The 14,661-nt window shown below is 37.7% G+C and carries 18 protein-coding genes and 1 riboswitch; of the genes, 6 read left to right on the forward strand and 12 right to left on the reverse strand.

Annotation, left to right across the window (positions count from 1 at the left end):
- The first annotated feature begins 33 nt into the window (after positions 1 to 33).
- Complete coding sequence (locus tag J7E77_RS22050) at positions 34 to 1,014, forward strand: metal-dependent hydrolase (RefSeq protein WP_214717009.1); 981 nt, start codon at positions 34 to 36, stop codon at positions 1,012 to 1,014.
- 28 nt (positions 1,015 to 1,042) lie between these two features.
- Here the strand turns inward: J7E77_RS22050 and J7E77_RS22055 are convergent, their stop codons facing one another.
- Positions 1,043 to 1,312, reverse strand: a complete 270-nt coding sequence (locus J7E77_RS22055) for a YfhJ family protein (protein WP_214717010.1) — start codon at positions 1,310 to 1,312, stop codon at positions 1,043 to 1,045.
- A 127-nt stretch (positions 1,313 to 1,439) separates the two neighbouring features.
- Between J7E77_RS22055 and J7E77_RS22060 the strand changes: the two genes are divergently transcribed.
- Complete coding sequence (locus J7E77_RS22060) at positions 1,440 to 1,616, forward strand: small, acid-soluble spore protein K (RefSeq protein WP_066070009.1); 177 nt, start codon at positions 1,440 to 1,442, stop codon at positions 1,614 to 1,616.
- Positions 1,617 to 1,673: 57 nt separating this feature from the next.
- Here the strand turns inward: J7E77_RS22060 and J7E77_RS22065 are convergent, their stop codons facing one another.
- Positions 1,674 to 2,000, reverse strand: a complete 327-nt coding sequence (locus tag J7E77_RS22065) for a YfhH family protein (RefSeq protein WP_214717011.1) — start codon at positions 1,998 to 2,000, stop codon at positions 1,674 to 1,676.
- A gap of 86 nt (positions 2,001 to 2,086) precedes the next feature.
- Between J7E77_RS22065 and J7E77_RS22070 the strand changes: the two genes are divergently transcribed.
- Positions 2,087 to 2,764: an SDR family NAD(P)-dependent oxidoreductase gene (locus J7E77_RS22070; RefSeq protein ID WP_214717012.1), complete on the forward strand. Its 678-nt coding sequence runs from the start codon at positions 2,087 to 2,089 to the stop codon at positions 2,762 to 2,764.
- A gap of 8 nt (positions 2,765 to 2,772) precedes the next feature.
- Here J7E77_RS22070 and recX read toward each other — a convergent pair whose 3' ends face one another.
- Complete coding sequence (gene recX, locus J7E77_RS22075; RefSeq protein ID WP_214717013.1) at positions 2,773 to 3,582, reverse strand: recombination regulator RecX; 810 nt, start codon at positions 3,580 to 3,582, stop codon at positions 2,773 to 2,775.
- A gap of 76 nt (positions 3,583 to 3,658) precedes the next feature.
- Here recX and J7E77_RS22080 point away from each other — a divergent pair, with 76 nt between their 5' ends.
- The 3 genes from J7E77_RS22080 to J7E77_RS22090 all read left to right on the forward strand — a co-directional run bounded on the left by J7E77_RS22080 (position 3,659) and on the right by J7E77_RS22090 (position 5,142).
- A complete protein-coding gene (locus J7E77_RS22080) occupies positions 3,659 to 4,567 on the forward strand; it encodes a TIGR01777 family oxidoreductase (RefSeq protein ID WP_214717014.1) in 909 nt (302 codons plus the stop codon).
- 119 nt (positions 4,568 to 4,686) lie between these two features.
- Complete coding sequence (locus J7E77_RS22085) at positions 4,687 to 4,821, forward strand: YfhE family protein (RefSeq protein WP_082797355.1); 135 nt, start codon at positions 4,687 to 4,689, stop codon at positions 4,819 to 4,821.
- 129 nt (positions 4,822 to 4,950) lie between these two features.
- The gene (locus J7E77_RS22090) at positions 4,951 to 5,142 is read left to right on the forward strand and encodes a YfhD family protein (protein WP_168242292.1); all 192 of its coding nucleotides are present in this window, start codon (positions 4,951 to 4,953) and stop codon (positions 5,140 to 5,142) included.
- 89 nt (positions 5,143 to 5,231) lie between these two features.
- Here J7E77_RS22090 and J7E77_RS22095 read toward each other — a convergent pair whose 3' ends face one another.
- The 9 genes from J7E77_RS22095 to J7E77_RS22135 all read right to left on the reverse strand — a co-directional run bounded on the left by J7E77_RS22095 (position 5,232) and on the right by J7E77_RS22135 (position 14,621).
- The gene (locus J7E77_RS22095) at positions 5,232 to 5,921 is read right to left on the reverse strand and encodes a glycosyltransferase family 2 protein (RefSeq protein WP_214717015.1); all 690 of its coding nucleotides are present in this window, start codon (positions 5,919 to 5,921) and stop codon (positions 5,232 to 5,234) included.
- A gap of 36 nt (positions 5,922 to 5,957) precedes the next feature.
- Complete coding sequence (locus tag J7E77_RS22100) at positions 5,958 to 6,623, reverse strand: glycosyltransferase family 2 protein (RefSeq protein WP_308160749.1); 666 nt, start codon at positions 6,621 to 6,623, stop codon at positions 5,958 to 5,960.
- Positions 6,596 to 7,804, reverse strand: coding sequence for a glycosyltransferase (locus J7E77_RS22105; RefSeq protein WP_214717017.1), 1,209 nt, complete (start codon positions 7,802 to 7,804; stop codon positions 6,596 to 6,598). The genes J7E77_RS22100 and J7E77_RS22105 overlap by 28 nt, the downstream gene beginning before the upstream one ends.
- A gap of 268 nt (positions 7,805 to 8,072) precedes the next feature.
- Positions 8,073 to 9,311: a homoserine dehydrogenase gene (locus J7E77_RS22110; protein WP_214717018.1), complete on the reverse strand. Its 1,239-nt coding sequence runs from the start codon at positions 9,309 to 9,311 to the stop codon at positions 8,073 to 8,075.
- A gap of 104 nt (positions 9,312 to 9,415) precedes the next feature.
- Positions 9,416 to 9,527: riboswitch (SAM riboswitch) on the reverse strand.
- 91 nt (positions 9,528 to 9,618) lie between these two features.
- Positions 9,619 to 10,290 (reverse strand): GNAT family N-acetyltransferase, encoded by a 672-nt coding sequence (locus tag J7E77_RS22115; protein ID WP_214717019.1) that lies wholly within the window; start codon positions 10,288 to 10,290, stop codon positions 9,619 to 9,621.
- A 19-nt stretch (positions 10,291 to 10,309) separates the two neighbouring features.
- Entirely contained in the window at positions 10,310 to 10,972 is a 663-nt protein-coding gene (locus tag J7E77_RS22120) for a GNAT family N-acetyltransferase (RefSeq protein ID WP_214717020.1), read from the reverse strand.
- Between the two features lie 20 nt (positions 10,973 to 10,992).
- On the reverse strand, positions 10,993 to 11,853 hold the full coding sequence (locus tag J7E77_RS22125; RefSeq protein ID WP_214717021.1) for a carbon-nitrogen hydrolase family protein: 861 nt from the start codon (positions 11,851 to 11,853) through the stop codon (positions 10,993 to 10,995).
- A gap of 118 nt (positions 11,854 to 11,971) precedes the next feature.
- The gene (gene argH, locus J7E77_RS22130) at positions 11,972 to 13,348 is read right to left on the reverse strand and encodes an argininosuccinate lyase (RefSeq protein ID WP_214717022.1); all 1,377 of its coding nucleotides are present in this window, start codon (positions 13,346 to 13,348) and stop codon (positions 11,972 to 11,974) included.
- Positions 13,349 to 13,409: 61 nt separating this feature from the next.
- Positions 13,410 to 14,621: an argininosuccinate synthase gene (locus J7E77_RS22135; RefSeq protein ID WP_214717023.1), complete on the reverse strand. Its 1,212-nt coding sequence runs from the start codon at positions 14,619 to 14,621 to the stop codon at positions 13,410 to 13,412.
- Between the last annotated feature and the right edge of the window lie 40 nt (positions 14,622 to 14,661).

A 14,661-nucleotide genomic window follows, 5' to 3' on the forward strand; every position in this document is an offset into this window, starting at 1 on the left:
TTTACAAGAACTATATTGAAGGAGGATTTCCTTTTGGATACAGGAACTCATATTGTCATGGGTATTGCTCTTGGTGGTCTTGCTACGCTTGATCCCGCAGTAATTAGCAGCCACGCGACCACGACGAGTGTTTTAATTGCAACCATTGCTGGGTCACAAATACCTGATATAGATACCGTTTTGAAGCTAAGAAATAATGCCATATACATTCGAAATCATCGCGGGATTACCCACTCCATCCCTGCTGTAATTTTGTGGCCACTCGTCCTAATAGCCGTTATCTATCCATTTTTTCCTGATGCCAATCTTTTTCATTTATGGGCTTGGACATTTGCAGCTGTTTTTATCCATGTATTTGTTGATATATTTAACGCTTACGGTACGCAGGCTCTAAGACCTTTTTCTACAAAATGGGTCGCTCTAGGCGTTATAAATACGTTTGACCCGATTATCTTTGGGATCCATATCCTTGGGATCGTTATTTGGCTTATAGGAGCAAATCCAGGTTATACTTTTTTGCTAATGTATGTAGTTATTGCAGCTTACTATCTCGCTCGTTTTAGGGCGAAAAAAAGGGTATTGGTTGAGGTAAAAAGAATGATTCCCGATGCAACAGAAATAATTATTGCACCAACCATGAGATTTCATCAATGGAGAATTGCTGCCATGAACAAGAAACAATTTTTTGTTGGAAAAGCAGTAAATAAACAAGTTGAAATCTTAGACCATTTTAACCGAATACCCGTACCGAAGACACCCGTAATCGAAGCAGCAAAAAAGGATAAAAACCTTTCAGCATTTTTATCCTTTTCACCAGTTTATCGATGGGAAGTCGATGAATTTATTGATTTTTACGAAGTTCGCTTTATTGATTTACGCTATCGGAGCAATGGGCACTATCCGTTTGTGGCCGTCGTTCAATTAGATTGTAACTTAAATCCAATTAGCTCCTATACGGGGTGGGTGTTCAGTGAGAAGAAATTACGAAAGAAATTAAGTATAATTCCAAGTTAAAAAGCGGTGACTTTGTCACTCGCTTTTTTTAATTTAAACTATTCTTTTCCTGATTTAAATAATCCTTGTATTTTGGGTTTGTTGCTGCAAATTCATGCAGTTTATCACCGTAGTTTTCTATCCATTGTTTGACAATTCTTTCTGCTATTTCACTGCCCATATATTCCCTGCCTGCTTTTGCATAAGTGGTTTCAAAATCATCCCAAAGAAGTTCAACCCAGGTTCGTGCCTGGTTAGACGAGAGTTTGTCGTTTTTAGCTAATAGCAGTTTTGTTAATCTTTCATGATAATCGTTCATTCATCCACCTCATTGCCAATTTCTTTTAACATAACCTATTTAATAAAAGCAGATACTATCTTTACGTGGTAAGCATTGAGAATGCTTTGCTTTTCACGTGTTCTCATTCCCTTGATGGAGGTACAGCATGAGAAATAAAGCAACGAATTTCCCAAATCAAAATAATAACAAGCTCGAGGGAGAGCCAAGAGCAAAAGCAGAATATGCTTCAACAAGAGCAGATGGCACGATTAATACCCATCCACAAGAGCGGATGCGTGCTTCAGGCGAGCGCGATGATGAGTCGCCACAGGTTTATAAATAAACTTTTCTATCTGTAAAAACAAGACAAGCCAGAGGTCTTATTCTCTGGTTTGTCCAATTATTTTTTTGGCTGATTCAATAATGAGATTGGCAACGCTTCTTCTTTTCCCTCTCCTGCAAGTCGATAACCCCAAGCAAACACACCATTCATATAGTCAATTTTAAAATATTGTCCTGGGTCCCCGTCTATTTCATAAATTTCTCCAGGTTTAAACGAATGAGGGTCAATCAGGTATGCTCTCGCCATTTGAACCTTTCGTTCGAGCACGGCAAACTCATTGACCATTCCCATTTGTTCTGCTTTTCTGGCTTGTTCTTGGAGTATGCCAATTTCTTGTCTTAATTCATGTTCTGACATGGTACTGTAGCGTTTCTCCTGTTGCATTTGAATTCACTCCCCTTATAACTTCATTTTAGTATATTATAATATAATAAATAAAGGATGAACTAATATACAAAGGAGATTTTAGAATGAAAACGATCATTATTACTGGGGCAGGCTCTGGTTTAGGTAAAGAATTAGCGCATCTCTTTTCGCAAAAAGGCTATCACCTTTTGTTAACAGGGCGGAACTTTGATAAATTAACAACTACAAAAGCAGAAATTGAAGCAAATGGAGGAAGTGCTGATATCCTTCCTATAGATATTGGAAATGCGAAAGATGTTTCGAAAAAAGCTGAAGAAATTAGTCATACATATAATATATACGGATTAGTTAATAATGCTGGAGTTGGGCATTTCGGTCCATTTGTGGAAATGAATGAACATCACATTACTGAAATGATCAACACAAACGTTTTAGGAACTCTTTTGATGACCAAAGCAATATTACCTCTGCTGTTAAAGACTTCGGAAGGACGCATTTTGAATATTATTTCAACAGCAGGCTTGCGTGGAAAAGTGAATGAAGCGGTTTATGTGGCTAGTAAATTTGCAATTAGAGGCTTTACAGAGAGCCTGCAGAAAGAATACGAAGGGAGTGGGATTAAATTTAATGCGGTGTATATGGGCGGAATGGACACACCGTTTTGGGATAATAGTGACCATGTCAAAGATACCTCCCGTTTCCGCTCACCAAGGGAAGTTGCCGAAATGATTATCGAACAAATGGATCAAGATTCCATTATTATCGAAAGTAAAAAATCATGATGCTTTTGTCATGATTTTTTACTTTCTGATAAGTATCTTTCGATGAGCTCGATCGGGAACCCTTTTCGATATAATGCTTGTTTCATCTTTTGTTCATATTCAAATCCACTGTATTTACTAAATTTTCGATGGGCCTTCTCACCTTGGAATCTGATTGCCTCCATTTCCTCATCCATCTCGTTGTTCATCCCGACATCATTAACAGCAATATTAATGACTTCATATGGATAACCTTTTCTAAGGAGCAGATTCTCAAGTTTCTGTTTTTGAATTTTTAATGATTCCTTTGTATTCTTTTCGTAAAACTTTGAACTTATTTTGGTTGCTTTTTCAATCTGTTGCTCGAGAGGATATTCCTTTAGTGCATGGTTGAGAATCCCTTCTACTATTCCCTTTTCCTTTAATTCCATTTTTATTACATTGGGACCTTTATCAGTGGTATTGGCTTGGGTTCGTACATAGGCCAACGCGAATTCCTCGTCATTTATGTATTTCTGTGCAGTTAATCTATGAAGAATTTCATTGATGACAGGTTCATCTATTTCCTTTAATACAAGATAATCTTTTATTTCTTTTTCCGATCTCATTCTTCTAGCTAAGTAATGAATGGCTTTGTTGTATGCTTTGCGAATGTCGTCTTGATACTGAATTTCTACGAAGGAAAAATCATCAAGCTCCATTCCTTTTTTTAATTGAAATTTGATTAGAACATCACTGTCGACACTAAAGGCAAATTCCTCACCCTTACCGTAATCCATAAAAATATTGAATCGATCCTGAGTTTTCTGTTGTGTGGTGATCTTTGTTATAATGGCCACGTTATTCACCTCATCAATACTTTACCATATTCCTCATTATCTATTGTAAGATTAAACGTAAAAGGGGGCGGGAAAAATGAAAATAACGATTGCAGGCGGAACAGGCTTTGTAGGGAAAGCACTTACGGAACACCTGTTGAAAAACAATCATGAGATAATTATTTTATCAAGAAAATCGATTGAGACAAATCGTACTGTTGGAATTCGATATGTCGAGTGGCTAAGTGATATTTCAAGCCCCATTCATGAACTCCAAGATACTGATATTTTTATCAACCTTGCAGGCGAATCGATTAATAGTGGACGTTGGACCGTAAAAAGAAAAGAAAAGATTCTAAACAGTCGCTTAGAGTCTGTTCATGCACTGCTAGCCATTATAAATAAATTAGATACCAAACCAAAGGCACTGATCAATGCAAGTGCAATTGGGATTTATGGTACATCCTTTGATAAAATTTTAACTGAAAAAGATAACCATGGCTTTGGGAATGATTTCTTGGCAGAAACAGTTAAGCAATGGGAAATCGAAGCTGGAAAAGCCAGCCAATTAGGGATACGTACTGTCTTTTGCAGGTTCGGAATCATCCTTGATAAATACCAAGGGGCTCTTCAAAAAATGGCAATCCCTTATCAATCATTTATCGGTGGTCCCATTGGAAATGGACGTCAATGGATGTCATGGATTCACGTGGAGGATGTGGTCAAAGGAATATCCTTTATTATCGAAAATGAACAAATGGATGGTCCCATCAATTTCACTGCACCGAAACCGGTAACGATGACTGAGTTTGGAAAAACACTTGCAAGCGTATTAAACCGTCCTCACTGGCTCCCGGTCCCAAGTTTCGCACTGCATCTTCTGCTTGGTGAAATGAGTACATTGGTGGTTGATGGACAAAAGGTATTACCGAAAAAGCTTTTAGAAAATGGCTATCAATTTGCGTATTCAGATTTACATTTGGCATTAGAAAATATATTTTCTTAAAAAAAGTATCATTCCTTTCTTAAAAGGTAAAAATGGAAATAAGTACATAACGTGCTTTTATTTTTTACCACATAGCTTGATGACGATTAACTAAAAAAATGTTGAAAGGAATGAGCAAAATGGCGGAAAAGAAGAAAAAAGATAAGGATCGAGGCAAATACTCATTAACCAGTATGCAGGAAGTCTCATATCAAAGAGAATTTAAAATGGCAGACCGGGCAGGCGGATACCACGACAAAAAAACCAGACTCTAGTTTGACCACAGTTACGACCATATAGCTCTGCTGAAGTATTTTCCATTCATGGTTACCTTTCTAATTGTAAATGATATTAAAGGGAGCAATTCGGCTCCTGCAAGCCTACAATGAAAGGGGTTTTTAGTTATGGGTCGTATGCATAATAGTGGCACTGGTAATAGTAACAAAAGCTCACTTCCACAAACACCTAAGAACCTAAAAATAACTGATGGAAATGACGTTGAATATTCTGCAGAATTTGCAGACCATTCCGACCTTGAAGCACAAGCACGTGCTAACGCAGCGAACCAGCGTGTAAAATCGAGAAGAAATAAATAAGTTTAAGAAAAGCTGTAACAAAAAAGAAGCAGGGCAGCCTGCTTCTTTTTTATATGATAAAGGAGGAAAGGCGAGCCACTGCTCGATCCTCAAATCGCGGCTTTTTTTGAGACTAGTGATTGGAAATCTTCTGTATAGGTGATTAATTCTCCCCATTCCATAAGATCCTTATCAGCAATCTTCCATGTATGTTTTTCGGTATCATGTCTGATGACTGCAAAATGAAAACGTTCAGTTGAATAGACATTAAAGCCCTTCTCTTTACATTGATCAATGAAAAAGTAATCCTCCGCTCGATTTACTTTTTCAAATTGAACTTGTTGGAACACGTCTTTTCTAAATATTAATGTCGCTCCAGCAACAGTTTCTGTGATTGAATTCTCACTACCTGCTACATGGATCAGCGCTTTTTCACTTTTAAAATAAATATATAAAGAACTTTTTCCGATAATAGAAATATCTTTATTTTTAAAAGCATCCATCGAACTTTTAATGTAGTCAGGCCCGTAATAATCATCGTCATCAAATTTTGCAATAATATCATGACTTGCTTTCATAATCCCAAAATTTAAGCAGTCACCTAATGTTGCTTTTTCGTGTAGTTGATAAACCTGAACATTACGATATTTCTTTGCCTTTTTGATCCATCTATCAATATTCATAGAATCCTTGTTAAGGATAATTATCAACTCTTTATCCTTCCAGGATTGCTGTTTATAATTTTTGAAAACATTTTTAATATTCTCTTCTCTTATTGTACAAGTAATAATGGATACCACACTTTCACTCCTTCAAACTAGTTTGGGGAATCTTTCCTATGAGTTCAATACCTTTTCCAAAAGGTAAGTTAAATTTGGAAACTTTTTTAAGCCTTTGATAGAATTAATATCCTCTTGAAGCTCTTTTCTAACATCAGAGCCAAATCCTGCAGCTCCTAAGATATTTAAGTGACGGATGTCAATTTGGAGTAAAAGGACAATTGTTTCAAGTATGCGGATGAATTTTTCTTCGAATTTTTGAAACCGTTCCGGATAGGATTGAACAAGTAACTTATATTCGCTCAATACCTTATTCATCGTTAATAAATCTGCAAGACCTGAAATCTCTAAGCCAAGAATAATCACGTCGATGTCAGGATGCTTTAAAATAAATCGTCCTAGGTTGCTAATTGCCTCTTTCCATTTACTTTCGCCAATAGGATGTTCTTGATGATACGTTGTCAAATCGTTTCTAACAATATATTTGGCACCCATTTTATATAAGCGATACCCTAATTCCCAATCCTCGTATCCGTAACCGACAAAATCTTCATCGAATAACCCTGCTTGAATAATAAACTCTTTACGCATGGAAACATTCCCTGTAAGAAATGCCATCCATGGAAACGCAAACCCTTCTAAGTCAACAGCAAAATTGCTGGTAATCGATTGGAACCACGGGTATACTGCAACACCTAAATCCTTGAAAGCTTTTCTTGCAATATCGCTTTTTCCAGCAACGGGTACGGCTCTTTACATGGATACTTAAAGTTTTGAATCCTCGAATAGACCTTCTGATTATTTTTTGTTAAAGTTGAGATTTTGTTTATTTCCTTTCGAGTAAATTCAGGAAAGATACATGAGTATATGACTTTTGAATGCATGGCCCCTGACAAAATAAGGTTATTTTTTGATTGGTGGTACTTATAATGTTTTTCAACAAAATCAGATTCAGTTATCATTTCTGCATCTAGAAAAATAAGAATATTCCCTCTTGCTGAACGAATGCCCAGATTTCGGACCTGTGATCTTCCAAGATTCTTTTTATTACGTATATATTTAAAATGATATGGAGGAGAATAGTCCTTTAGTTTTTCTTCCGTTTGGTCAGTTGAAGCATCATCAATAAAGATTACTTCCATTTTTGAAGGATTGAACGTTTGGTGTTCAAGTGAGAGGAGTGTAAATAGATTTAGTGGATATTTATTTAGGGAAGGAATAATTATACTGACTTCAATATCTTGGTTCTTATTTACTTGTGTCTTTTCAATTTGTTTCTCATTAGAGCCTAGGTCCTTTTTATCTTGGGAGTTTTGTTTTTTTGTATTTACCTTTTGTGTTTCTCGTTCATTTACAGGCGGTGTTGGCCAAACACCATACAGCCCTGCTTCGCTTCCAGTTAGCTTTTTATTCAAATTATCATTAAGATTTTGTTCTGTTCTGCAGTGGCCCCATAGCCTAATCTCGTTGATATCCCCATTAAAGAATAGACCTGGTTGCCCACCAATCATCCCCGATGGGTAGATATAGGTTTTAAGGCTTCGTTCACCCTTTTTTACAAACTTACCATTAATGTATAGCTGCGGCTCTCTATCATCATAGACAACAGCAATATGAATAAGATCATTAATTATTGCTTCATAGACTAACACCGCATATATATTTTTCTTGGCATGTTCATAGATCGTAATTCCATTTAGTCCAACTGAAACACTAACCCCTGCATCATTATCGGACACCCCATATCCAGGTCCAATGATATAATTTTTTCCATTTACATTTGCCGGCTTATCGCGTGATTGTTTATCGATAAGATGAACGCTTTCAGGCAATACCCAAAACTCATAGGTGAATGTATTTTTCAGATTCGTTAATAAACGTCCATTTAAGCTATTCCCTAACATGACGCACCTCTTCAATTTACTTTTATGAATAACTAGTCCATTTGATCGAGCTTTTACACAATATGAATACTATTTGATTTTGACTAGACTTATCCCCAGTTTTAGGGTGTTTGGTTTGCTTTTTTTTAAGATATTAATATATCCCCTACACATAAGAGAGTAGAAATTGTTAAAACAAAAAAAGAGCTCCAAGGGGCTGTTGACAATTTGTCAACAGCCCCTTGAAAGCTCTTTTTTACGGGAACAAATGCTAGTTACATCTTTTAACCTAGAGGTAAGCTAAAGTTACTTCTTTATTCTTACTTTCTGTTTCATACTCCCCTATTATTTGAAAGTAACAAGACGCCTTCTGCTGATTAATTAACTGTTCTAATTCTTCCCTAGTCGCCTGGATAATTGCTATCTCATCAGAAGCTTGAGCTACCCATGTAATCAAAGGGTTATTATAATTCTTTGAGAGACCTTGAATTAACCATAATTCTTTTTCGTTCCCTTTTTTCTCTCCATCACATGCTGCTGTTGTTTTTGTGATATTCTTATTTGACGACCGATTTTGACAGACATAGACCAAATCTTCAATAACAGCACTTGCAGTAGGATACATCCCAGCTCCTGGTCCTTGCAAAGTAATACTACCAACAATATCAGAGTGAATATTTACAGCATTTTCTACGCCTTCAATAGAATAAAAAGGATGAGATTTCCCAACAAGGACTGGTTTAACCTCTGCGTTAATTTGACTACCTGTCTTACTAATACTTGCAATATGCTTAAACCTTAATCCCATCTTTTCTGCTGTTTCAATTAACTCTCTTGTAATCGAGGTAATGCCCGCACGCTCGACATTCTTCCAATTGGGTTGTTCTCCAAAAGCAATTCTGCTGAGAATCATTGTTTTATAAAAAGCATCAAATCCCTCCACATCGTTGGTTGGATCCACTTCAGCATACCCCTTCTCTTGCGCTAAAATGAGGGCATCAGCAAATGACTGCTTCTTCTCGCGCATTTCCGTTAGTATAAAATTCGATGTCCCATTAAGAATTCCTTGGATGTGACGAACTCGGTTAACATTTAATAACTGCCTTAAGGTTTGAATAACCGGAATACCACCCGCAACTGTTGCTTCATAACCCACCGAAACATTATAATTCTCAGCTAACTCGAGCAGTTCATTCCCGTGGTGTGCAAACATTTCTTTATTCGCTGTGATTATGTGGCAACCACTTTGTATAGCTTGTTTTAAAAAAGTAAAAGGTTGTTCTTTGTCGACGATTGCTTCGACAACAACATCAAGTTGAGGTAGATTAAGAATTTCGGCAAAATCTGTAGTTATTAAAACATCTTCCCTTATGTCTCTGGTTTTTTGTTTATTTTTTATTAGTACTGCAGCCACTTCTACTTTTCTCCCTAAAACACTAGTAAGTTCCTCAGCGTGGGATTGTATTGTTCTATAAACACCTTCCCCAACTGTACCAAAACCTAGAATTGCCACTTTAATGACAGACATGTATTCCACCCCTTAAATAATATTAGACATGACCAATTGGTTGTTTATTTTAATATCATATAAATAAGAAAAACCCTCTTCATAAGAAGAGGGTAGATTTCCTCCTCTTATCTGTCAGGTTAAAAATAACCTGCAGGAATTAGCACCTTTTCAAGAATTACCTTGATGGTTGCCGGGCTTCATCGGGCCTAGTCCCTCCGCCGCTCTGGATAAGAGTTTTATTTAATTATTTCATTAAATATCCAAGATATAAAAGAATTCTAGTTGATTCCTTTGTAATTGTCAATATTATTTGAAATTTCTTTTTTTACAATGGTAATAGGGATACCTCTTCCTTGTCCCCCAAACGGTCTATCATTTCTAACCACTCCTCCGGTTTATTTGAAAGAATGGAATAATAGGTGGTTAGAAAATCCTTTACAAGGTTTGCTGGCAGTGAGTCAAGTTCATCAGCTAATGGCATGAAACATAAATCAAGCCCTGTTACAACTTCCCCATTGTTTTCCCAGGAAGGATGAACATATGAAAAATCTATACGTTTATAGCCCAAATGGGAAAGAACTTCGCGGCGGATATATGGATCCATAACCCTTACTCCACCAAATTCGTGATCTTCCACCCGGTACGGATCATATATTTCTGCGAACATGCCGAATAGCACTTGTCCATTTTCTTTAGCTAATTGTTGTAAATCCTTTAACCGGTTTTGAGCTAAAAAACGTCCAAGGCTTAGCCCAGGTTGACTGATGATCGTAAAATCTGTCATGGCAATATTCCAATCCGGATAATAACGATATTCGGTTGCACCTAAGACTTTATCGCCATCGACTGCTACAAACACGCGAATACTCGGATCTTCTAATGGCTCTTTCCATAACTCATATGCTAGTACTTCTTCTGGGGGAAAAATTTCTCCCATTAAGTTATGAAGCCTTCTAAAATTCTGATCATCTATATTGGTAATTCTAATATATTCCATTGAGATACATGCCTCCCATTCATTTAAAAGGATTTTTCCATTCCATTAATGTTGCATAATTGTAGGATTCTTCATCCTCGAGATAGTTTTCAACAATTCCTAATGGCACACGGCTGCAGCGCAACAAGAAAGTGATGACAGGATCCTGTATATCCCCTTTAATTATCGCAGCTAAATATTGCTCAGGTGTCAAGCTATCAGCTGCTTTATAATATCCTGGCATTCTACCGCCGCCTAGTAATCGATCCAAACTTTTTTCAATCACAACATGGTACATAGCCTGCATCAACAATTTTCCTAACCCTAGTTTACGGTACTTCGGACGAACACTGATATCGACGATATACAAGGTATTACCCTTTGGATTATGGTTGCGTATGTATCCATGGTCTGTGATTTCTTCCCATGTATGACTTTTATCGTCTGGATCAAAGTCGATAGTTAAGCCGGTAAGTGACCCAGCCAATTCACCGTCCACTTCAACACACAATGCACCTTCTGGAAACAAGGTCACATGGTTTGTTAATTGCTCTTTATTCCACCATAATTCTGATGGAAAAGGAGGTGGGAAGCACTCAGATTGAATTTTGATAAGATTGTCAAAATCCAGTTTTGAATAATTGCGAATGATAACCGGCACAGGCCGATCTTGGTCATAAACAAAAAATTCACTTCGGTACAAGGAAACACCCACCCCTTAGTTTACTTTTCCCAATCTGTATATAAATCGGTCCTTCGATCACGCCAGGTTGTAACAGAACCACGTTCCCTTACTTCAGATAATAAATTTAAATCTAGGTCAGCTGTCACGATCATTTCATCGTTAATTTCCCCTTCAGCCAAAATGCCTTTTGGAGGAAATGGTATATCATTTGGAGTAATAATTGCGGCCTGGCCAAAATTAGCCCGCATAAAATCCACAGTTGGCAGTGTACCCACTGTTCCCGTTAAGACCACATATACTTGGTTTTCAACTGCACGAGCATGGCTGGTATACCGAACTCGATGAAATCCATGACGGTCATCTGTGCAGGATGGACAGAAGATGACATCCGCACCTTTGGCCCTTGCCATGCGTACGATTTCTGGAAATTCAATATCATAACAAGTGAGGAGGGCAATTTTCCCTTTTTCTGTTTCAAATATTTGAAAGGAATCCCCAGGTGCCATATTCCATTCATGGACTTCAGTTGGTGTAATGTGAAGTTTGGCCTGCTCCCCAATTCTTCCATCTGGATAAAATAAATGGGCGGTATTATACAACTTACCATCCTTTTCAATTACCTGCGTTCCCGCAATAATATGAATGTTCGTTTTTTGGGCAAAATTAGAAAACAACTCTCGATACTGTTCGGTAAAACTTGGCAGATCATTGATTGTTAGGCTTTGACCTTGGCCATTACCAATCGATAATAACTGGGTCGTAAAGAACTCTGGAAAGAGGACAAACTCTGCACCAAATTCTTCAGCAGTTTTTATGTAGTGCTCACATTGTGAAGCAAATTCCTCAAAGGATTGAATCGTATGTAAATGGTACTGCACGGCAGACACACGAATTTTCATCATTTTCCTCCTGTCATTTGTAAAAATTCTCATGGGAAAATTATCTAATATTTTAGTTTTTAATACAAATTTTAAAGACTAAAAGCCTGCCAGTTGGCAGGCTTTCAAAATTTCATATTTATCGCTGCAGTTTTCCCTCAGCTAACTGGATTTGCTTTTCCACTTGCTCTGGAGCCGTTCCCCCAAAGCTATTTCGGACACCAACAACATGCTCAGGAGCTAATACAACATAAATATCTTCCTCAAATAATGGACTAAAGCCTTGATATTCTTCGAAGCTCAAATCAAGCAAAAATTTGTTAGACTGAATCGCATATAAAACAATTTTTCCAATAACTTCATGTGCATCACGGAAAGGCAGACCTTTTCTTACCAAGTAATCAGCAATATCTGTGGCATTAGAAAAGTCATTGTTAATGGCCTTACGCATCACGTCTTTATTTACTGTCATCGTTTCAATCATTGGTGCTAATAACATTAAGGAACCTTCAAGCGTTTCAACCGTATCAAACATGCCTTCCTTATCTTCCTGTAAATCTTTGTTATAGGCGAGTGGCAGACCTTTAAGAACGGTGAGCAGTCCGATTAAATTACCATATGTCCGTCCGGTTTTTCCACGTAGCAGCTCAGGTACGTCTGGATTTTTCTTTTGCGGCATAATACTTGAACCTGTGCAAAACGAATCATCCAACTCGACGAACTGAAACTCCTGACTCGACCAAATGACAAGCTCTTCGGATAATCTGGAAATATGGGTCATGATTATGGAACCAATCGATAAAAACTCAAGGATAAAGTCGCGATCACTGACAGCATCCATACTATTAGGATAAACCGTTTCAAACCCCAACAGTTCCGCGACACGTTCACGATTGATCGGAAACGTCGTTCCTGCCAATGCCCCTGAACCAAGAGGTAACCAATTGATACGCTTCAAACTATCAATCAATCTCTCTTTATCACGTTCAAACATCCAAAAATAAGCCATTAAATGATGGGCAAAGGATACAGGCTGGGCACGCTGCAGGTGAGTATATCCAGGAATTAGCGTTTGGACATTCTCTTTCGCCTGCTCAATTAATGCCTGCTGGACATCTTCTATTAATTTAATCAGCTCAGTTGTTTTCGTTCTTAAGTATAGATGCATGTCGGTGGCCACCTGATCATTACGGCTTCTCCCTGTATGGAGCTTTCCTCCCACCGGACCAATTTTTTCTATTAATAACTTCTCAATATTCATATGGATATCTTCATCTTCAACTAAAAACTCTACCGCGTTATCGTCGACCATTTTCTTGATGGAGAGTAGTCCGTCCTTAATCTTTATAGCATCCTCCATTGGAATAATACCGCACTCACCCAGCATTTGCACATGGGCAAGACTTCCTGCGATATCCTCCTTGGCTAGCTTTTGATCAAAAGTAATTGAGGCTGTAAATTCCTCAACTAGCTTATTCGTTTCTTTCGTAAAACGGCCGCCCCATAACTTAGACATTGATTGCTCCCCCTTAACCTAACAAGACAGCCCTCGAAAAAGGATTCGAGGGCAATCCGAATTATTTTAAAATTGATTCCTTTTTATTCACTTCTGAATAGACCTTTGTTGGCAGACCCCAAATCTTAATAAATCCTACTGCGGCATTATGATCAAACGCATCACCTTTTGAATACGTTGCTAGTTCCTCGTTGTATAAGCTGTAAGGAGACTTTCTGCCCACAACCGTATGATTACCTTTATGAAGCTTGACACGAATTGTTCCAGAAACGTTCTTTTGAGTTTCATTAATAAATGCATCAAGTGCTGGTTTTATCGGAGAATACCAAAGTCCTTCGTAAATGATCTTAGCCATTTGCTGTTCAACTTGTGTCTTAAATTGGGTAACCTCACGAGTTAGAGTTAAAAACTCTAATTCTTTATGGGCATTGATTAAAATTAGCGCAGCAGGATTTTCGTACACTTCACGAGATTTAATTCCTACTAATCTATTTTCAATATGATCAATACGGCCAACACCGTGCTTGCCGCCAAGCTCATTTAAGGTTTCAATTAATTGAACAAGTGGGAGTTTCTCACCGTTAACAGCAACAGGTACCCCCTGTTCAAATTCAATTTCAACATACTCCGCTGCATCTGGTGTAAGTTCTATTGGATTCGTCCAATCAAAGGCTGCTTCTGGCGCCTCAGCCCATGGATCCTCTAGAACTCCGGCCTCACAAGCACGTCCCCAGATATTGGCATCAATTGAAAATGGATTATCTAAATCGACTGGGATTGGAATTCCGTTCTCCTCAGCATATTTGATTTCTTCGTCACGTGTCATTCCCCATTCACGAACAGGGGCAACAACTTTTAAACTTGGGTTCAATGCTTGGATGGAAACTTCAAAACGTACTTGGTCATTTCCTTTACCTGTGCAGCCATGAGCAACAGCAGTGGCGCCCTCTTTTTCAGCTACTTCTACTAATAATTTTGATATAAGCGGTCTGGATAAAGCTGAAGATAATGGATATTTTCCTTCATATAAGCAATTTGCTTTTAATGCTGGTAAAATATATTCCTTTGCTAATAATTCTTTAGCATCGATCATATAGGCTTTAATGGCTCCGACATTCAGTGCCTTATTTTTGATGGCTTCTAAGTCTTTTCCTTCACCGACATCTAGACCTAATGCAATTACATCGTAGCCATATTTTTCTTGAATCCATTTTACTGAAACTGATGTATCTAAACCGCCTGAGTAGGCTAAAATGATTTTTTCTTTTGTCATTGTTATTATTCTCCTCTTACTGTATGTGTATTATGTGTAT

The organism is Bacillus sp. ISL-77 (assembly GCF_018613105.1).